The sequence below is a fragment of the Nanoarchaeota archaeon genome, from assembly GCA_018897155.1.
Taxonomy (GTDB): domain Archaea; phylum EX4484-52; class EX4484-52; order EX4484-52; family LFW-46; genus LFW-46.
This window is the reverse complement of record JAHILE010000053.1, coordinates 1-18,814: the sequence shown is the minus strand read 5'-3', so window position 1 is coordinate 18,814 and position 18,814 is coordinate 1. Positions and strand designations below refer to the sequence as shown.

At 39.0% G+C, this 18,814-nt stretch carries 28 protein-coding genes; 22 read left to right on the top strand and 6 right to left on the bottom strand.

The genetic code is table 11. The annotated features are described in order from the left end of the window. Positions 1–21: 21 nt before the first annotated feature. The gene (locus KKB09_07240; protein ID MBU4300981.1) at positions 22–165 is read right to left on the bottom strand and encodes a hypothetical protein; all 144 of its coding nucleotides are present in this window, start codon (positions 163–165) and stop codon (positions 22–24) included. A gap of 52 nt (positions 166–217) precedes the next feature. Between KKB09_07240 and KKB09_07235 the strand changes: the two genes are divergently transcribed. The 3 genes from KKB09_07235 to KKB09_07225 are packed head-to-tail and all read left to right on the top strand — an operon-like array spanning position 218 to position 1,969. Continuing rightward, the gene (locus tag KKB09_07235) at positions 218–1,495 is read left to right on the top strand and encodes a site-specific integrase (GenBank protein MBU4300980.1); all 1,278 of its coding nucleotides are present in this window, start codon (positions 218–220) and stop codon (positions 1,493–1,495) included. After that, positions 1,492–1,695, top strand: a complete 204-nt coding sequence (locus tag KKB09_07230) for a hypothetical protein (protein MBU4300979.1) — start codon at positions 1,492–1,494, stop codon at positions 1,693–1,695. The genes KKB09_07235 and KKB09_07230 overlap by 4 nt, the downstream gene beginning before the upstream one ends. Position 1,696: 1 nt before the next feature. Then, entirely contained in the window at positions 1,697–1,969 is a 273-nt protein-coding gene (locus KKB09_07225; protein MBU4300978.1) for a hypothetical protein, read from the top strand. 29 nt (positions 1,970–1,998) lie between these two features. Here the strand turns inward: KKB09_07225 and KKB09_07220 are convergent, their stop codons facing one another. Continuing rightward, positions 1,999–2,811, bottom strand: coding sequence for a hypothetical protein (locus tag KKB09_07220; protein MBU4300977.1), 813 nt, complete (start codon positions 2,809–2,811; stop codon positions 1,999–2,001). Positions 2,812–2,932: 121 nt separating this feature from the next. On the opposite strand from KKB09_07220, the gene KKB09_07215 reads away from it, so the two are divergent. The 18 genes from KKB09_07215 (at position 2,933) to KKB09_07130 (ending at position 17,044) form a co-directional block, all read left to right on the top strand. Further along, on the top strand, positions 2,933–3,070 hold the full coding sequence (locus KKB09_07215; GenBank protein MBU4300976.1) for a hypothetical protein: 138 nt from the start codon (positions 2,933–2,935) through the stop codon (positions 3,068–3,070). A gap of 144 nt (positions 3,071–3,214) precedes the next feature. After that, positions 3,215–3,541, top strand: coding sequence for a hypothetical protein (locus tag KKB09_07210; protein MBU4300975.1), 327 nt, complete (start codon positions 3,215–3,217; stop codon positions 3,539–3,541). Then, a complete protein-coding gene (locus KKB09_07205; GenBank protein MBU4300974.1) occupies positions 3,538–3,717 on the top strand; it encodes a hypothetical protein in 180 nt (59 codons plus the stop codon). Before KKB09_07210 ends, KKB09_07205 begins: the two co-directional genes overlap by 4 nt. Positions 3,718–4,063: 346 nt before the next feature. Beyond that, positions 4,064–4,219, top strand: coding sequence for a hypothetical protein (locus KKB09_07200; GenBank protein ID MBU4300973.1), 156 nt, complete (start codon positions 4,064–4,066; stop codon positions 4,217–4,219). 34 nt (positions 4,220–4,253) lie between these two features. After that, the gene (locus KKB09_07195; protein MBU4300972.1) at positions 4,254–4,940 is read left to right on the top strand and encodes a hypothetical protein; all 687 of its coding nucleotides are present in this window, start codon (positions 4,254–4,256) and stop codon (positions 4,938–4,940) included. Beyond that, positions 4,937–7,204, top strand: a complete 2,268-nt coding sequence (locus KKB09_07190) for a hypothetical protein (protein MBU4300971.1) — start codon at positions 4,937–4,939, stop codon at positions 7,202–7,204. The genes KKB09_07195 and KKB09_07190 overlap by 4 nt, the downstream gene beginning before the upstream one ends. Beyond that, the gene (locus KKB09_07185; GenBank protein ID MBU4300970.1) at positions 7,197–7,463 is read left to right on the top strand and encodes a hypothetical protein; all 267 of its coding nucleotides are present in this window, start codon (positions 7,197–7,199) and stop codon (positions 7,461–7,463) included. Before KKB09_07190 ends, KKB09_07185 begins: the two co-directional genes overlap by 8 nt. Then, positions 7,460–7,912, top strand: coding sequence for a hypothetical protein (locus KKB09_07180; protein ID MBU4300969.1), 453 nt, complete (start codon positions 7,460–7,462; stop codon positions 7,910–7,912). The genes KKB09_07185 and KKB09_07180 overlap by 4 nt, the downstream gene beginning before the upstream one ends. Positions 7,913–8,221: 309 nt before the next feature. Then, entirely contained in the window at positions 8,222–8,614 is a 393-nt protein-coding gene (locus KKB09_07175; GenBank protein MBU4300968.1) for a hypothetical protein, read from the top strand. 22 nt (positions 8,615–8,636) lie between these two features. Continuing rightward, a complete protein-coding gene (locus KKB09_07170; protein MBU4300967.1) occupies positions 8,637–8,897 on the top strand; it encodes a hypothetical protein in 261 nt (86 codons plus the stop codon). A gap of 295 nt (positions 8,898–9,192) precedes the next feature. Continuing rightward, positions 9,193–9,579, top strand: coding sequence for a hypothetical protein (locus KKB09_07165; protein ID MBU4300966.1), 387 nt, complete (start codon positions 9,193–9,195; stop codon positions 9,577–9,579). 82 nt (positions 9,580–9,661) lie between these two features. Continuing rightward, positions 9,662–9,874, top strand: a complete 213-nt coding sequence (locus tag KKB09_07160) for a hypothetical protein (GenBank protein MBU4300965.1) — start codon at positions 9,662–9,664, stop codon at positions 9,872–9,874. Next, positions 9,855–10,139 (top strand): hypothetical protein, encoded by a 285-nt coding sequence (locus tag KKB09_07155; GenBank protein ID MBU4300964.1) that lies wholly within the window; start codon positions 9,855–9,857, stop codon positions 10,137–10,139. Before KKB09_07160 ends, KKB09_07155 begins: the two co-directional genes overlap by 20 nt. A 5-nt stretch (positions 10,140–10,144) precedes the next feature. Beyond that, positions 10,145–10,309: a hypothetical protein gene (locus tag KKB09_07150; GenBank protein MBU4300963.1), complete on the top strand. Its 165-nt coding sequence runs from the start codon at positions 10,145–10,147 to the stop codon at positions 10,307–10,309. 425 nt (positions 10,310–10,734) lie between these two features. After that, the gene (locus tag KKB09_07145; protein ID MBU4300962.1) at positions 10,735–10,920 is read left to right on the top strand and encodes a hypothetical protein; all 186 of its coding nucleotides are present in this window, start codon (positions 10,735–10,737) and stop codon (positions 10,918–10,920) included. Next, positions 10,920–16,028 (top strand): right-handed parallel beta-helix repeat-containing protein, encoded by a 5,109-nt coding sequence (locus tag KKB09_07140; protein ID MBU4300961.1) that lies wholly within the window; start codon positions 10,920–10,922, stop codon positions 16,026–16,028. Before KKB09_07145 ends, KKB09_07140 begins: the two co-directional genes overlap by 1 nt. Positions 16,029–16,040: 12 nt before the next feature. After that, positions 16,041–16,178 (top strand): hypothetical protein, encoded by a 138-nt coding sequence (locus KKB09_07135; protein ID MBU4300960.1) that lies wholly within the window; start codon positions 16,041–16,043, stop codon positions 16,176–16,178. Then, positions 16,175–17,044 (top strand): site-specific integrase, encoded by an 870-nt coding sequence (locus KKB09_07130; protein ID MBU4300959.1) that lies wholly within the window; start codon positions 16,175–16,177, stop codon positions 17,042–17,044. Before KKB09_07135 ends, KKB09_07130 begins: the two co-directional genes overlap by 4 nt. A gap of 344 nt (positions 17,045–17,388) precedes the next feature. Here the strand turns inward: KKB09_07130 and KKB09_07125 are convergent, their stop codons facing one another. Genes KKB09_07125 through KKB09_07115 form a run of 3 tightly spaced genes read right to left on the bottom strand, consistent with a single transcriptional unit; the run spans position 17,389 to position 18,085 of the window. Beyond that, on the bottom strand, positions 17,389–17,664 hold the full coding sequence (locus tag KKB09_07125) for a hypothetical protein (protein ID MBU4300958.1): 276 nt from the start codon (positions 17,662–17,664) through the stop codon (positions 17,389–17,391). Continuing rightward, a complete protein-coding gene (locus KKB09_07120) occupies positions 17,637–17,888 on the bottom strand; it encodes a hypothetical protein (protein MBU4300957.1) in 252 nt (83 codons plus the stop codon). The genes KKB09_07125 and KKB09_07120 overlap by 28 nt, the downstream gene beginning before the upstream one ends. Continuing rightward, entirely contained in the window at positions 17,870–18,085 is a 216-nt protein-coding gene (locus KKB09_07115) for a hypothetical protein (protein ID MBU4300956.1), read from the bottom strand. Before KKB09_07115 ends, KKB09_07120 begins: the two co-directional genes overlap by 19 nt. A 134-nt stretch (positions 18,086–18,219) precedes the next feature. Between KKB09_07115 and KKB09_07110 the strand changes: the two genes are divergently transcribed. After that, positions 18,220–18,366: a hypothetical protein gene (locus KKB09_07110; protein ID MBU4300955.1), complete on the top strand. Its 147-nt coding sequence runs from the start codon at positions 18,220–18,222 to the stop codon at positions 18,364–18,366. On the opposite strand, the gene KKB09_07105 is transcribed toward KKB09_07110, so the two are convergent. Next, the gene (locus tag KKB09_07105) at positions 18,359–18,517 is read right to left on the bottom strand and encodes a hypothetical protein (protein ID MBU4300954.1); all 159 of its coding nucleotides are present in this window, start codon (positions 18,515–18,517) and stop codon (positions 18,359–18,361) included. The genes KKB09_07110 and KKB09_07105 overlap by 8 nt on opposite strands. Positions 18,518–18,814 lie beyond the last annotated feature (297 nt).

Genomic DNA, 18,814 nt, shown 5'->3' with positions numbered 1-18,814 from the left:
ATTATCAAAGAATGATGCGTATCACACTACGCATCCATCTACAAAGAAGAGATTAATTATTTCATAGGTTATCAAGCCGATAAAAACCGATAACAAGACAGAGATTGCAGTAAACCGCCGTATTGGGAGGGCGAAGAGCCGGCCTCTTTGGGAAATAGACTGCATAGTAGCGTTCGCATAGGTGTGGTATAAAAGGGATATATGCGATGTGATTGCTATGGATGAACAGAAAAAAGAAGAGTTATTTGAAGTGTCGAGGCATTTGAAGCGCGCCGAAAACGGCTTGAAGAACGCGAATATCAGCGAAAGAAACAAGGCTGTGATTGTAAGGCTGGAGCAATACCTGATAGCTAAAGGGCTTTCTATAATGCGCGTCAGAAAGTACATAATCAACTGCAAGATTCTCGCCGAAACATACGGCAAGGATTTTGAAGACTTTACAAAAGACGACTGCGATGCTGTTATGACGCTGTTAAGGCAGAGGGTTATCAATCAGGCTGAAATTAATAAAGAAATTAACATTGGGAAAGACATACAGCCGAAACGATACAAAGAGAACTCATTAAATGACTTTACCGGCGTTTTGAAGATGTTGTTTAAGTTCTTGGATGGCGTGACATGCAAAGGGCAAAGCCCAAGAGCGTGCCATCTGGTCAAAAAGAATGTCAAAAACAAGCTGCGAAAGGAGGACTTAGTGACCGAAGAACAGGTTAATCAACTTGTGGCTTCTGCGTCTACACTACAATACAAAACAATTATTTCTATTCTGTTTGAAAGCGCGGCAAGACCATCAGAACTTCGGGGGGTGGATATTAAAGATATAACCCGAACCGAAAGAGGCTATAAGATAGAAGTTGATGGAAAGACAGGGCAGGGGTATATCTACTGCATAACATCCGCGCCATTATTGACAAGCTGGCTCAATAACCATGCTTTTAGAAGCCCAAATAGTCCGTTATTTTACCTTCTGAAAGACGGAAAGCCTAAGTATTGGCGTGATTCGACATGGCGCAAGATGATACATGGATTAAGCAAGAAGGTTCTGGGTCGAGCAATTCCACTTTACAGGCTTAGGCATTCAAGAGCAGAGGACTTAATTGAAAAAGGTATGCAAACTTCAAAAATTAAAATGGTTCTTCGGCATGCGAAAGGAAGCAATGTTCTTGAATCTACATATCTTCACATGGACGACTCCGACACAGAAAGCGCATATTGCGATGCAGCAGGTGTAGAAATGCCTGTACAAGAACGTAAGAAAAGCGTATTTGTTGCTAAGAAATGCAAATGCGGAACGGATTTATCGCCGCATCAGTTAATGTGCGAAAAATGCGGAATGATTGCAGACCCGACAATCAAAACGATAAACGAAGCAAGCGGCAAATTCAGCTTTAACGCGTTTAACGCCGAAGAAAAGGCGGTTTTCAACGCTGAAATCGCGGAATTGAAGGCGGAATTGCTGCGGGAATTGAGGAAGGAGATGGTGGTGAAGGCATGAAAGAACGTATATATACGAAAACGGACAAAGAATTATGTATGCCACCTACATTTTTGGGCTTAACTAAGAAGCAATGGGGACTGTTTTGTTTGTGTGGGGGTGCTGTAGCTTATACATCCTCCTTGGGTAAGAATGAAAACCTATCAACGATTTCTTTGATTGTAGTTATTTTTGGAATGATTATCTTAACAAGTGAGTAAGATGGAAGAAACGGAAAGAAAGTTTCAAATCTCTAAAAATAAATTAGATAATGAGTACCAAAAAACCCTTTCATACCTAAATGTTAAGTTTGCAGGCGTTCTTGCCATAGTTATTGGCGTTATGATATTTTTTATGGAGCAGGGAGACCTACTATCTGCGATGCGATTTATTGTCATTGGGATTTTTGCTATAACGTGGGTTATTTATGACCATGAAAAACAACTTAAACAGATAACGTTAGAGATAGAGAAATTAAGCCACGTAATTAAATAAAGTCTTAAGGCACGTCAAAGATTATTAAATCACTCATCACTCAAAAAGACATTAGAAACCACAACATGACCGTCATAAATTGGAATCTTCCTAAACCCATCTTCTAATTTTTGTAATACGAGGTTGTCTACAACTATGTCAATAATATCAATTTTAGTAAAATATATGAGATATGCAACACTTTGTTCTTCTTCATTGAATTCATATCCTTCCTTCCTCTTTTTTTCAAATAATTTAGAAAAATATTTGTGAAGAAAAGCAAATATTGTGAAAGAATCGTCTCTTGGTAAAATAACTATCTTTAATAAAAAGGGCAAACTAATCTTTTCATGCTCTTTCCAAAATAATGTAAGCACTTCCTTTTCTTTTTCTGAAAGTATATGAAATGGCTGTTTTTTTGCTTCAAGAAAACCTTCTTTATCACCTCGTTTTAATTGTATCTTTCGCGCACGTTCAGTTTCACCTAATTGTGATTTGCTTCGTTCATCAAGCATAATAAAAAAGGGTTTCAATGTTGCCTTAAAAAAATGTTCCTTCACACTAAGTCGCTCCCCTACTTTTAACGTCTTAGCTAACTCACGTTCTGCTTTAAACTTTCTTTCAAAACGTTTCTTTGCTTCGCCTTTATGGTCATTAACAAATATTTCAAAATGATTAAGGGTTCTGTCAACATCATATTCTATAAAACCCGCCCTTTCAAAACTATTTAGATAAACCGACACATCACGGTTACTTCCCAAAGCCCGAGATATTTGTTTGCAAGACAATGATTCGAATAACAACAACAAATATATTTTTTTCCCTTGAGTATTCTTTATCTTTCTTAGTGCATCTTTCGTCATTTTAATCTACCAATACAGTTTTAATGTATATTATTGTTTCTTGTCTTTATAAGCTTTTCTAAAGCACTATAAACTACAATAAGTAGATTATAATAACTAAATATACAATAAGATGATTCAAATGACAGATATAACAACAATTCCTATAAAAAAAGAAACGCGTCAGCGTTTGCGCAATGTTGGTAAGAAAATGGAATCTTATGATGGAATAGTTAACCGATTGATAGAAAAATCACAAACAGGCGATACAAAATGCTGACTAAAGAGCGAATCGAATTCATAAAAGCGATGGCGCGAGAGAAATTCAACGAGGCGCGAGAACTTGGTTTGGTTATAATTGATTGAAAATATGCGCCGATAAGCGCGGGTATGAAGCGCGCTTAAAGGCAGGAGTTGTTTCAAAATGTTATCTGATAATAAGATTAATGATTTAGAGACTTTATATATAACACCCCCTATCTCAAATGCTGAGTTATCGGGATTTGTGGAAAGGCGTGTTGTCAAAATAGAAGAGCGCATTCTTAATTTTATTGACAAACGTTTGAAAGCAGAAAATAATATTGTAAAAACAAAAATAAGCATCCGCGAATTTCGTGGCATATGCGGCTCTTTTTTCTTTGGTAATGAATACAAAATAGTTCTAAAACTTTTGAAACAACGCGGTTTTCTTGAATACAATTCGCAGAATATCACAATTCTCAGAGCAAAAAACAAAGAGGCATCTTTATGAGCATAATCGAAAATCAAGCGATGTTAATTATGGAGGCGGAAGCAGACCTAAGCGAAGAAACCGCAACAGAAGAGCCATTAAATGATACTAAAACGGTGATTACTATGCCCGAAAATACTACAAAAAAATACAAAAAAACGATAACTTTTGCCTCAAAACGGCGTTATACCAAATGAATGTGAATACAAACCGAACCTTGACTGAACTCGTTCGTTATTCAAAATTAGCCGAAACATACGCAGTCAAAGCAAGCCAAAAAAGACACGAATTTCACGTGCAAATGGAAGCTCTTCGGAAGTTAAACGAAATTAAAAAAAGCAATATTTTTAGTTCGATGGGTGGTTAAAATGATGGATGACCCGCTTAAAACGCTTGCTTGTGGCTGTTTAGTCGAAGCTGGCAAGACTGAAATAATGGTTTGTGCGTGCGGATTGCACGCTGGTAAGACGGTTTGGTGGTCTGCCGATATGTCGCCGTTCAGAAGATTTATAGTGAGAAAAAATTTATGATTTGGTGAATTTTATGGATAGAAAAAATGAAGTTATTGCAATAAAGACGGATGCTGGCGCGAAATGCGCTGATTTTGATGTATATGAAAACGAAGACGGAACCACATTTATAGAATGGGAAGAACGCAGCGATGATGATGCCGAATTTAGAGAGAATGATGATAATTAATACAGCGCCGCGTTATGATTTTTATGGTGATTCTATGACAGAAAAAGAAATACGAAAAGTATTAGACGTTTTGTTTGAGGCTGGCGATGTTGTTGAACTTCGCGTAATAACTAAAGGAGGATATGGCAAAATCGATTCGGGTTTTTTTGATGACTTCGACAAGCTTGCGAAATGCGCGGCAAAATATGAAAAAATAGCTGAAGGCGTTTATGTCACACTTAACCCTTGCATACCTGCACTTCTTGCGCGTGCATATAATCGCGTTCAGACAGGAGCTAAGCTAACGACCTCAAAAGAGCATATCCTGAAAAGAAGGTGGATACCGATTGACATAGACGCAGACCGCCCGACTGGTATTTCAAGCAGCAACGAAGAACACGAGCTTGCGATTAAGAAAGCATACGAAATACGCGATGGTTTGAAAGCAATGGGAATGCCTGAAGGTATCGTTGCAGATAGCGGAAACGGCGCGCATGTCCTGATTAGAATTAATATGCCGAACACGCCGCAAGCCGAAACGAAAATCGCGGGAATCCAGAAAATAATAAAAGACAAATTCGATAACACTAAAGGGCTAAAACTGGATATGTTCGCCGATGCAAACCGAATATGGAAGCTTTACGGAACGTGGGCGTGCAAGGGCGATTCAATCCCTGCAAGACCGCACAGGATTTCTAAGATTCTGAGCGTTCCTGAAGCATTAAAGGGTGATTCTAAATGAGTGATTGTGAAATTTTAACCGAAGAAATGATGAATAAGTTTGCGCCACCAACGGCGCAAGCTCCAGTCGTGTCAAAACCCCAAAGAAGTAAAGATAATCTCCCAACACCAACTGAATTGATTGCGTGGCATCCTGACAAGCTTCAAAGAGTGCATGAAGACGTCACAAAAGATAAAATTGATACTGAAAAAAAGATACGGATTATTGCTTTAAAATTCAATCCACTTTGTCCCGAACATACTACGGGTTCTGTAAATCTTATAGAAAATATGGAAACTGGTGTAGGTGGTTTTAAAGACCATCATAAATCTGGTGAAAACGACCATTATATTGACATTGTAAAGCTTCTTGAGCCTGAATGGTTCGTTGAAGGAAAAAAAACGCAATCCGAATGTAAACAACTGATTGAATTACCACGAAATGGTAGACTGATAAGTGACTTTGCTAATGATGTTATTGGAGTTTTGAAATTTAAAAATATATTATTTTTCAAGTCAGACATACGCGAAATTGTTGAAATTAGAAAAATAAAATTAAATAAAGACTCTGAAGAAAGTTTTACAGGATTTGTAAATTTACGACCAAGTAGATTTATCACTTTGGCTGAAAAATATTTTGTTCCCTTTACGTATGTTAAACTAAAAAATGGTAATTTTGAAGAAAAAGAGAAAAGTATGAATTCGGATTTGGCGAATACATTATTATGTTCTGAAATAATGCAGTCAGGATTACCAATTATAAACCGAATTTTCACTGTTCAAATGCCTATCATTTACAAAGAAAAACTAACATTCCCTAAAAGTGGTTATGACGCGCGCTTTAATTCTTGGATGCCGCTTGATGCGCCAATTATTGAAAATCCGGATATGACGCTTGACGAAGCTAAAGAAATTATTAAACTTACACTACAAGAGTTTTGTTTTGAAACTGACCAAGATAAAATAAATGCTATTAGTGCATTATTAACGCCGTTTTTACGCGGTTTATATTCTGATTTTAACACAAGAACACCCGTATTTTTCTATATTGCGAATAGAGAACGCGCCGGAAAAGACTATTTGGCAGGTATAACGGGTATTGTTTATGAAGGTTTTGCGCTTGAAGAGCCGCCTATATCTACAAGTGATAACGCAAAAACGAATAATAATGAGGAATTCCGTAAAAAAATGACATCGGCTGCTTTAAGCAATCGTAAGCGGTTGCATTTCGCAAACAATAAGGGATATATCAATAATGCTGTTTTTGAAATGCAAATCACAGCTAAAAAAATATGTGATAGACTTCTTGGAAAAAACGAGAATGTTGAATATGATAACGAGATGGAATATTCATTATCGGGTAATGTAGGTATTGGTTTTACACCAGACTTAGCTAATAGATGCCGTTTTATCAATCTTTTCTTAGAAATGGAGGACGCAAACGCGCGTAAATTTTCAAATCCGAACTTACACGGTTGGGTTGCGGAAAAAAGAGGACTGATTCTATCTGCGCTTTATGCTTTAATCAGAAATTGGATTGAAAACGATAGTAAAGCTGGTAGCGTTCCGTTTGCATCATTCCCTGAATGGGCTGAAATCTGCGGCGGTATTATGGAAGCTGCGGGATATGATAGTCCTTGCAAATCTTCAACAGAAACATTAAAAATTGCTGGTGATAGTGAAACGGCAGATATGAAAAAACTTTTTGAATTATGCTTTGCCAAAAAAAATGAAAAAAATAAAGGTTGGCTCACTAAAGATGAAATAATAGATATTGTCATAAAAAATGAATTGTTTGAAAATTTTGATTTTAAGGAGCTATCAGGTAAAAGTAAATTTGGAAAAAAATTACTTAAATTTGTTCGTCGCCGTTTATCAGACATTTTGCTTTTAATTGACAATGTTGAACAACGAGGTAGTCGCCAAAAATTTCTTTTTTGTAAGAATGAAGAAGAAAAAACACAAAAAAATGTTTTTGATGATACTTTTGTTGGAAAAGTTGGCAGTGTTGGCAGTGTTGGCAGTCAAAGTCCAACCCTAACGGAAAATGTAAATAATATTATTACTAATAGGAGTAGTGAAATACCTGCCAAACCTGCCAAACCTGCCATTTCAGAACAAATCAAAGCGCAGATTTTAGACCGCTTAAGTTTTGATGGTGCGCAAACAGATTATAAAATCGCAGTTGATATTCTTTCTTCGATACCAGAACGCGAACAGAATAATTATAATATTCGTGATATGACGGAATTGGTTGAAAGTTTGCGAGGTGTCGCTAATGGATAAAAAAACTTTAGTTTGGAATACGATACGTGATTTTAATATAACTTCTTACACTACACTTTGGTTTAAATTCATAAAGACAATACCAAACATAACAGCACAAGAATTAGATAATATATTATTAGAACTAAATAAAGAGCAAAAAATAATTCTTTCCGCGCCAGAAAGTGATGATGCGATTTTTCTTTATGAAAAGAAAAAAATAATATTTGTGGGTCAGTGGGTGATTAAATCCGATTTTGTTAAAGAGGTACTACTATGAAACGCGAATATTTTAAGTGTATTGATTTAGTAGGTATTGAAAAACAAAAAACACTAAAAAATGATTATGACTCAGATATATTCTGTGAGTGTCAATCGAACATACTTAAATTATTATGTGTTAACTGTAATTCTTTTTTTTACACAAAAAATTCAACCGCGAAGTATTGTAGTTATCGTTGTAGAAATGATGTTTTTATAATTAAAAGAGCAATGCAACGCGAAAAAAATAGAGATGTTCGTTGTTATTCTTGTTATAAAGATTTTAAATCAAAAAGAAATGATACGACGTTTTGTTCAAATGCTTGTCGACAAAAATACTATCGCAAAAAACTCAGTGAAAAAAAAAGATATGAAAAATATGAAGTGGAATGTAGTAAGAGACTAAAAAATGTTGAAGATATTGATATGAATCCGAATTGGGCTATCTGTGATTCACGTTTAATCTAAAAAAATGTTACAAATAAAGGTTTAAAATCAAAAAACGTTACGATAATGGGTTTAATACTACAAATAATAAATTTATTATTTTGCATAAAAAGCTAAAAAAGCGTTACGTTTATGGGTTTTTAACCGCTAAATCCGATTTCGGATTTACTACTATTTCTTCATAAAATCGTTACAGTTATAGGCTTTGACAACATTGTCAAAGGTTGATACTGTGCCGTTCTTGTTATAATAACGATAATTATAACAACATTTTCTTTTAACCTCTTAATGGGGTGTCATATAAAAGGGATTCTCGCATTATCTACCTTTATGCCTAACGATTCTTTTCCTACGCCAATATTGATGCGACAATCGTTAGGACAAATCACAAATAATGTAGATTGCGCGGATGTTTTGCCGCGAAATAATCAAATCACGCTTATGTACCACAGAAAGGGCTATCAGGGACTGCGCAATAAGCGCACTTCGCAGGAGATTCAAGAAGCAATTTTAGCAATGATTAGAGATACTCCATGCCCTGAACACCACTTAAGAGTAAAGCTAAAAGTCGGAACGCAATCAATCAAAAAGTGCGTTTCAGACCTTGAGGCTCTTGGGCTGATTCAGCCAAAAGTCATCAGGCTTAAGCGCACGAAAAAAGTCGGCTTCAAGAACGAAACCGTTTACATTGAAAGAAAGTTTTGGTTCGCCGCCTCAAAGTAACTTACACTACAAAGTGATTTTTATGGCAAAGAAAAAAGAAATCAAAGCGGTCAAAACTGAAAAATGTGAAGGGATATTTTGGATAGAAAAGAAATATCGCACTGAGTTTTTGACAACCGGAAAAATCCCTAAACTCGCGAAATACCTTCAGTCAAACTTTGATTTCGAACCCCGAATCATTGACATACTTGAAGGTGAATACAAGCTTGAAGCCAGACCCGACGGCAACGAAAATATTATAATTCAATGGAGAAAGGAGGACACCCCACCGTCTAAGAAATAATCAGAACTTACACTACAACTCGGACACCCTAAAAACATCAGCGACGGATACCCCGAAATAATTAATTAAATAACTAATTTACGCGGTTACCCAAAATAATAAGTAGTAGTAGTGGTGGAAAAATATTTTTCATAAAAGTACCATTTTTCCAAGAATTTACGGGCAGAGATAAAATCAGACAATGTGTTTTAATTTCGGTTACCCTCGTATTTTACATACATATATGGTTGATGAAAGATACACCCTCAAAACATTTAATTAAAGCAAATTAGGACACCCCTCGAAGTGATATTTTATGTCAAGACCAGAAATCCAAAAGTTATCGTATATTTTGCAGAGTTCGCTAGAGCTTCGGCGAAATCCGCTGCTAAGAGAGGTCACAAAAAAGAGAAAGGGCTGCTTAAAAAACGGGACACCCAGATACGGACACTCAGTAAGTTTGCCTGAAATCTGGTTTACTTCCGTACTCGGTCAAGGGGGTGACCGCCGATTAAGAGCCTCTTTCGTTTGGGATAAAGCCCGAAAGGAAAAAATCATAATTATTGATTCGGTTGTTGAGCCGCAAAAGCAAGAGGTTAAAGAAGATGTCAAGGAGTCCCCTCAAACCCAACCAGAAGTAAAGGCAGAACAAACACAACCTATGCAGCAGTCAGAACAACCGCAGGCAACAACTCAGGTCTGAGGTGCTAAAATGGTTGTTACGATATTTTTTTATGCTTGGATGTGCCGCGCAAAGAAATATCAGGGAAGAGTAAGGTTTGAGTTTGATAAGTATCCTAGTTGGACTTGCCTTTTCAAAGGGCGTTATGGATATTATGACCGAAAATATTGCCTTAAACTACTTGAGAAATTTGTCTGGGAACATAGAGTACCCGCAGACCGATTCAAACTTCAAGGAACAAGCACAGGGTATCGCGGTTTTCCAATACGTGAAAAATATCGTTATGGTGATTTTGCTTGACACAATACGCGATTAATTACGACATCATCAAAGGCGATGCAAATCTAAAGACAAACCCTGTATGGGTGAATATGTTCCGTATGAAGAAAGACAAGAAGGGGCGATATACGGATTATTTGCATTTTCCGAAGAACTTTTTGTTCAATGTTTGTAATGAGAAAGACTACAAGCAGCGCAAATTCAGAATGAGAATTGTGCAAGACGCAGATGGTGAAAAGCACATTATAATTTCAAACGGGTTACCAAAGTCGCAAACACAACCTGTTCAAACACAAAGGTAATCACTATGTCAACAATCGATTTAACCGATGAAGAAAAAGATTTTGTCCTTCGTGCTTGCACTGCATGGCACGAGAAAGTCTTTACTGATATTCAAGTTATGAACGCTGTGAAGAAGAAACTCAACCCAAAGCAGAAAGGCAAACCGCAGATAGAAGATGATGGAGAATGAGATTATGCCGCAATATTTTTTAGAAAAACGACGAGGATTTGTAGCCAGATATTTTCAGGGTACGCCAGTATTCCGAGTATCTTTTAGCTATCCTTATTCCATGCCGCGAAGCTCACAGGCGATAAAAGAAGTTATGGAGAGCGTATTATCCACGTTTCAAAATGCGCCCAGCGGAAAATATAGATTGCTGACCGCCGAGAGTAAATTGCTTTGGAGCGGGCAGTTGAACGGTAAAAATACATAGTCATTTATTCAGCCGACAGTTTGACGGGGTTCTGGTCAAAAACCCGATTATAGTCACAGCGCGCTTATTCGATTCGCATAGCGCGTTTGACTTAATTAAGCCAATTCGCAAAGGGTTCTTCGTCCCTTTTGCGCGGTTGTCGGGGCTGACCGAAAAAAAACAGCCCCCGCCTTTTTTAATTGTGATAAAGATGAATATAACCGAAAAAATAATGGAAAATCTTGTCGGCTCGCAATGCGCAAGCCCTTCGCTATTCGTTATTTTCTACTTTCTTACGCTTTTTTTCGCGGGGCTGTGGTGGATATCGTTTAAAAAGCGGCGCGAAGCGGAAAAGCGGCTTAAAGAATTAGAAAAGGAGGCGCAATAATGAAACTGTTTTTCTGCGTGATGTTCGCTTTGCTTTTCGTTAATTGCGCTTGCGCGCAAGCCGCGACTTTAAACGCGTCTGATTACACAACAATTCAAGCAGCGATTGACAATTCAACAAGCGGAGACATTATTTTTATTTCAAACGGAACATATTATGAGCGTCTTAATATTAACAAATCAATATCCCTAATCGGAGAAAGTTCAACGGGCGTTATCATAGATGGGGATTACTCTATCTATGAAACACTATCGCCTATTCACGATTATTGGAGCGGATGCAGTGTTTTAATAATTCAGAGCGATGTAGACGATTTTAACGGCTACAATATTTCTAATTTGACGCTGAATATTACGCTTCGCGGCGATGTCGTTTCAATTTATGCAGATAATGTCTCTCTTTCTAATCTTACACTACAAAGCTCGCGCGGCTATTTTGCAGATGCTGTTCTTTATCTGCAAGGCAATAGCGCAAATATATTCAATATCATTACCAAAGAAACATGCAACGGCGTTTATATAGTGTCTGAAAATAACTATATAGATAATGTCTTTACGCCCTTCGATAATTCCACTTTAAAAGGCATTTCACTAATCGGCGCAAAGAACAACACTGTCACAAACTCTATAACTTCTTTTTATATCAGAAGCGGCGCAGAAGACAATTATTTTGAAAACAATACTGTAAAAGCGCGCGAAAAAAACGGAATAAAAATGAATTCGGGCATGTCTTTAGCAGAAAGCAATAAAAACAGGATAAAGAATAATAAAGTAGCAGGACGCTTAGATTTATTCAATTCGAACAATAACTGCATTACATATAATGAAATTAGCGATATTCTTTATACTTACGCGTCTTATAACAATAGTTTTGAAGACAACTCTGCGCCTATTTTAGAATCAAATGGAGTTAAAATAGATGTAAGCGCGTATCAGCTCCCGCCTCTTTTATTGCTCAATAACATAACCGTATATTTTGAGTTAACGTCTTCTTTGGTCGTGAATGAGAACAATACTGTAGAAGTTAGAATTTATTACAATAAAACTCTTGTAACTCTTTTAGGGATACTGCCTTCCAAACTTTCTATTAAATACTACAATGAAACATCGCTTGCGTGGGAGAACATACCTTCGAGCGTAAATGAAAAAGAAGGTTATGTTTTTGCGGTTCTGACGCATCTCTCTACTTACACGCTCAGCGACAAAGACGATTTTGGCGCAATTGCCGCTCCCGCGCCATCGTCTGAAGAGCAAAGCAGTTCTTCTTCATCTTCTTCAAGCAACAGCGGCAGCTGGGGAGGCGGCATATCTTACGTCTACGCTAACGCAACAACAAATCAGACCGCGAACAAAAGCATGTGCAATTACACTATAAACAATGTTATTGAAATCAGGAACATAACATCCGCGCCCGTTATCGAAATTCAGGAGAGAAACCAGACGGTTTATGTTGATAAATTCACAAATATCATACCATGGCGATATTATGCGCTGTTTGCAGTGCTTTTAATATATAGCGCGATAACCACGTGCATCTTGTTCAAGCCGCGCAAAAGAGCGGTGCTTGCTATGCTTTTAGCCTTTATTCTGCTTCCGTCTTTCTGTTCGCTTTCGCATGCTGAAACGTGGGTTATAGACAGCAATAGAACATCCGCTTTAGAAACTGTTTATGTAAACGGGCAGGGGCAATCAAAATTAATTTTAGACGGCTCTGTTTTTAACGAGAAAGAAAACGGAGCGTGGATGCAAAAGCAGTATAACCTTTCTTTTAAAGAATCTGCAAAGCAGAATACGCTGTTTGAAATTGAAGACAACATTTTCAAAGTAAAAGCAAATCAAACGCATATCGCTATCAATTACAGCGATGAGCTTGCGATATTTTCTATTTCGATAACGCCCGACACCATTCCCAAAATTTCTGGCAACAAAATAACATATCGCAGCGACAAAGACAATATAACAGTAGAATACGCTATCAGCAAAGAGGGAATAACAAAAATGATTATGCTTTACGACCCGAAATTTAAGACAAAAGACGCGGAGTTTACAGAAAATTTCGAGTATATCGGCAACGGAACAATCGATAACGAAACATTAACGTTCGGCTCATTTAAAGTCAAAGACCTTATCATTTGGGACAGCAACGGAACAGAATATCCGCTTAAAAAATTGGCGTATTCGGACAAGAAAATAACGCTTAAAATCAATAAGACGTGGCTTGAAACAGCCCGATTCCCGATTTTTATCGATCCTGAATTAACTATTGTCGGAACATCAGTAGAAATGTTCGGAAATTATACTTACGACTATGTGGAGCTGAAAAACGGAGCGATAATCAACGTGGCGGCATTAAACGCAACCGCGGGAACAGGATACATAAATATAACTGCAACTATCAACATAACGATAGACGCAACCTCTATTATTAACGCAAACGAAAAAGGATATTCGGGAGGAACATCAGTAAATGTTTATGCAAGCAATTTCGGAGGCGGCGGCGCTGGAACAAGCGGCGGCGCAAACGGAAGCTCATCCGTTTTTTGCGGGAATTACCTTTGCGCTTTTGGCGGAGGCGGCGGAGGCGGCGCGGCAGGTCACGCAAACGCGGCAGGAAGCGGAAGCGCAGGCACTGCAGGAACAAGCACAAGCTTCAACAGCAACGGAGGCGCAGGAGGAGCAGGCGGCAGCGAATACGGAACATCGTTTGGCTACACATATTTTTTGGGAAGCGGCGGCGGAGCAGGCGGCTCAGGCGGAAACGTAGCGCCCGACTCGGGAAATAATTATTGGGGAACGAGCGGAACCGCGGGAGGACGCGGCGGAGGCGCAATATTCCTTAAAGCGCCGTTAGCAAATCTGCAAGGGCAAATAAACGCAAAAGGCGGAAGCGGCGGAGCAGGCGGAACTGGCGGAGTTTATGGCGCAGAAACTTTAGGAGGCTCAGGCGGGAGCGGAGGCGGCGCGGCAGGCGGAACAATTCTTCTCGATGTCGATGTTTTAAATCTGTCCGCCAAATTAAATTTATCAGGCGGTTCTGGCTCCGCTTCTGGCTCGGGAGGACGAATAAAAATATGGTTTAGCACGATATATAATTCAACAGCAATTTTTTTTGCGGGTTCAACATATTTTAACGACACAACGCCAGACTTGCCTCTAACGATTCAATCTCCTGCAAACGCTTCATACGCCGTTTCTACAACTTGGTTTAACATCACTTTAAACCAAATTGTAGAAACGGCGTTGTTTTCTTTAGACGGCGCGGCAAACGTTTCAATGACGAACTCAAGCGGAAACTGGAATTATAAAAATACAACAATGACACAAGGGGCGCATACAGTCTTATTTTTTGTTAATAATTCTTTGGGAGCGAGCAACTCAACAAGCGTTGCTTTTACAATAGACACTATTGCGCCGTCTTATTCAAATTTTTCTATCAATTCTTCAGAAATCAGAAAGAACGACACAATAAGCATAAGCGCACTTTGGAATGATTTATTTAGCGGACTTTCGCAGTATATTTTCAGCACCAACATGAGCGGAACTTGGGTGAACACAACTTATGATTTTTCAGGCAATTGGTCGAATGTTTCGGTGCAAAATATAGCAAACAAAACTAATTCTGTGTCATATCTTTTTTACGCGAATGACACTTACGGAAATATGAATCAAACAACAATCCAAAGCTTTATTGTGAACAACACCGCGCCAGTCGTAACCGCCGCAATCTCCCCATCGCCAGCTCAAATTACTGACAATTTGAATTGCACATATACTTATTACGACGTTGATAAAGATGTAGAAACGGGGCAAAGGTTTCAATGGTACATCAACGGCATACTTAACGAAACAACAACGCAAAATTTAAGCGCTGGCAACCTCACGTTAGGCGATAACGTCATATGCGGCGTAAAAGCAAATGACGGCACGGACAACTCGACGTGGGCTAATTCTTCAGAAATTACTATCGGGGATACAACTGCGCCTGACGTTCACAATCAAACAATATCTGCAACAACTGGACAGATAACAACCGCTTTCACAGTTGGGATAAACGTCACAGAATTAAACAGCGTACAGCTTGTTTCTGTTGAAATCACAGAGCCCGACGCGACGGCAACGAATTACACTATGACCTTATCAGGGAATAAATCAGGCTCAGAGAGCTACTTTGTAAAATCTTATACGCCTGCAACCGAAGGCAATTACTCGTTCCGTTTCTTCGCTTCTGATGGCTCATCCAACTTAGGCTCGATGAACGGAACTCAGAATTACACAGCTACCGCGATACCAGTTACGCCACCTGCAAGCGGTGGTGGAGGTAGTTCAAACCCACAAACCATGTGCGGCAACAAAATATGCGAAATCAATGAGAACAACGAAACATGCCCTGTTGACTGTGCCGCAAAGTTCGTTCTTTTTGAATCGCAAACAGATACCGAATTAAGAAAAATAGTCTTAAGCGGTTATTTTAGCTCAGCTTACACATACGAGTTCAGAATAAGAAACACTGCTGATGATGATTTGGTTATGACATTTACATCAAATGTGAAGTGGCTAAAATTCGACATGGGCGGCTCTAAAATGCAGAATTTTACAACCATTTTTAAAGGAAAAGGCGGAATAGATAGCGGAATTAGCTATATTCGCCTTGTTGCAGACCCAATCCTTAACAAAAGCGAGATTGCCAATACCACATTCACAATATCGGATGGAAGAACAACATACGAAATGCCTGTTGAAGTTTCGCGAAAGGAGTTTGTTTTTTCTGATAACATCACTGAGGCTCTTAGTTACGTCTTCAAAAGCGGCAAAGCTCCGGCGTTTGGATGGGTTGCGCCCAAGACAATAGGTGGGCATCAAATATATGTTCCGATACTTGCAGTAGCCTTTCTTGTTGCATTAATCGTAGTTGTCAAATATGGCAAGCCAAAAGATTCAATGGATTCTCTTATTATGTTATTTGTATTTCTTTTCATCTTTCTTTTGGTGCTGGTGCTGCTTGTTTTAATCAGCCCGAACGCTCCCGCGGTTGCAAGCGATAGTTCGGTTAATTTCGTTTACTTAGTGCTTATGATTATTGTTGCTATCGTTGTTGCAAAAGGTGCTTAAAGGTGATTTGCCATGTTCGGAAAGCTCTCGCAGCGCGGCAACTATCACTCAAAGAAACATTACTGCGCGCGATGTGACCGATGGTATCTTGGCCCGCAGTCTTGGAGTTCGCATAAGGGTGTGCATAGAAGGCGAGGCGAATCAGTATGAGAAAGAAAGAGAAAGAAGAAATCCCCGCGAATGTCAAAGCAGACCTGAAAGCCTTTGATAAATGGCTCAAAGAAAACACAACGCTTAATGACCTCTCACGCGATAAATATGTTCTTCAGATAAAGAAGCTACATAAGGTCAGTAACTCAGACATAAACATCAATTCTATCCGCAAGTTCTTAGTGGAATCCGGCAGAAACTACATGCGAAAGTATGCCCTTAAGTCGTACATTAAGTTCTTGGGCTGTAGTGTAACTTGGAATGAGGAGCTTAAGACAGACTACAAGAAGATTAAGATGCAGTCCAGACAGTATGAGCGCGAAATCTCATCTTTCAAGGCATTCAGGACGTTTATGAACTGTGTTTCGCCCGAACTACATCTAATCCTTCGTTGTCTGTGGGATACAACCTGCCGTATCGGTGGTGTTCTTTCTATTGACACACCGAACATCAAAACAGATGATGCGGGAACATACCTTTGGCTTAGAGAGAAAGGGGATAAGCACATCAAGCGATACCTTCACGATAGCACCGCCCTATTGCTTAAAGAGTATATCGATACCCACAATATAGCAGACGGGCGCGTATTCATTAACAAAGGCGAATCGCAGTCTAAGGCTTACTATCGGTACTGGACTGAATTAAAGAATAAGTCCCGCAAAGCAAAGCTTATGTCGCCGGACTTTGGCATTTCATTCCACTGGATTAGAACCACGCGCATTATTCAGTTCTACGAACAGACAAAGAACATCGGTTTATGTCAAAGGCTGGCGAATCACGCATCAAGTTCGACAACCTTAATCTACACCGCGCCCGCAGAAATAGAGCATGATAAAATTCTAAAGAAAGAGGGCGAGATTTGGTAAGCAGTTTTTAATTCTTTTTTTTTAGCCCCTATTCAATATAATAGAAAATAGGTATTTTCTATTAACTAAAATATGTCTATTGATAGGGATTTAAGGTTTATTATAATGCCCTGAATCGATGCTTTAGTACACCCCTGACGGCAACAAAGGGCTATATAGAGAACTTAATTACACTACTTTCGCAAGTTCGGCGCGGGTGGTTGTTTGTGTGAAACATTCAGACAATGTTGTCCGAATGTCTGTTCTTGTTCCTTGTCGTTCTTTCGCCTTAGCCTTCAGCACGTCTTCAAGCCGCAAGGCGAGGATACCGCGCTTTACACTACACCACAGAACTATATACTCCGCTATATATGTTTGGTAACGTTGGTAACGTTCAACCCTATCAATTCCCTAAGCCCGCCCTCTGTGAAGTCGATTGGTACAATTGTACCAATTGATGGTACACGACCCAATTGGTGCTTCTTTGCTAAATCTAAATTCTCTGTACCAATTTGTTCGATAAGTGTGTTATAGTTCTTGACTTTCTCCCGCGACCACCCTATCCTTTTGCCGATGGCTTCTTGGGTTATGGATTCGGTGCGCATTTTTTTAATTATATCAAGCCAATCAAAAACATCCATGGGGGCATAACGTTCAACCCTATCAATTCCCTAAGCCCGCCCTCTGTGAAGTCGATTGTACCATTTGGAACATCTTTAGTTCCACGACCTGTTTGATACTTCTTCGCCATTTCTAAATTTTCTGGAACAATCTTATCTAATATCATAGAATATTTGGCTACTTGACCACGTTCCCACCCTATCCTTTTGCCGATGGCTTCTTGGGTTATGGATTCGGTGCGCATTTATTCCGGTTCACATTCCAGATGTTGTAGAGCAGAGGGGTGAAGTTTGGAATTTTTTGCCATTTTTGATATAAATTAGGATATTTTTCTTTAAATTCCGAGTTCGGATTCTTTGTAAAATCTTGTAAAATTTCATTAATTTTGTCAATTTTTCCATAAACCGCGCTTTTTTTCAATCCAACAACTTCACCAATCATTTCTGGTTCTTTGCACTGCAAATGCAAATTAAGTATGCGTTCAAGACGCTGGGCTTCGAGTTCGTCGGTGATGTCTTGGGCAACCTTTGCAACCTTTATACGCTCTGAAAGCCAATTAATACGCAGTGATTTCTATGAAGCTACTGAAAGACGTGATTCAGAACAAAAGACAGCTGCGGAGCGCGATGAATAAGCCGCGTATGCCTTTGGACACATCACCAATACAGGCGGTTGTATTTAGAACTGATGGGACGTTAAGTTACTTTGCAGGGTTTAGGTAGAACGCTTCTTCAAGCGCAGATTTGCCGCCACATTGATTAGTCCGGCGAGAAGAAAGGCAACTGCAAGGTCTATGTGGTTGTTGAAATACGCGCCTGTGCCTAAACCGAGCATGATGATGGCGAGAAAGTATGTACTTTGAAAGAGTTTCATAGAAAGACCTTGAAAATCGACAACAATACAGAGAATCTCATAGAATAAAGGTAACTTCTTCTTATTGGGAGGGAGAAGCGCGGGTTTACACGAATATATAAACCCGCACGTTCAAATATAACCTATACCAACGCGAACGCTACTTTTTAGCCTATTTCTTTGGGAGGACCGGCCGTTCAGTCATTATTTAGTAGGTTGCGATTATTGTCAGAGTTCCTGTTACAGCATCTCCTGCAGGCGTTCCTTTTGGTACCGAAGCCTTAACAGAAAATGCTGCTTCATCGCCGGGCACTATAT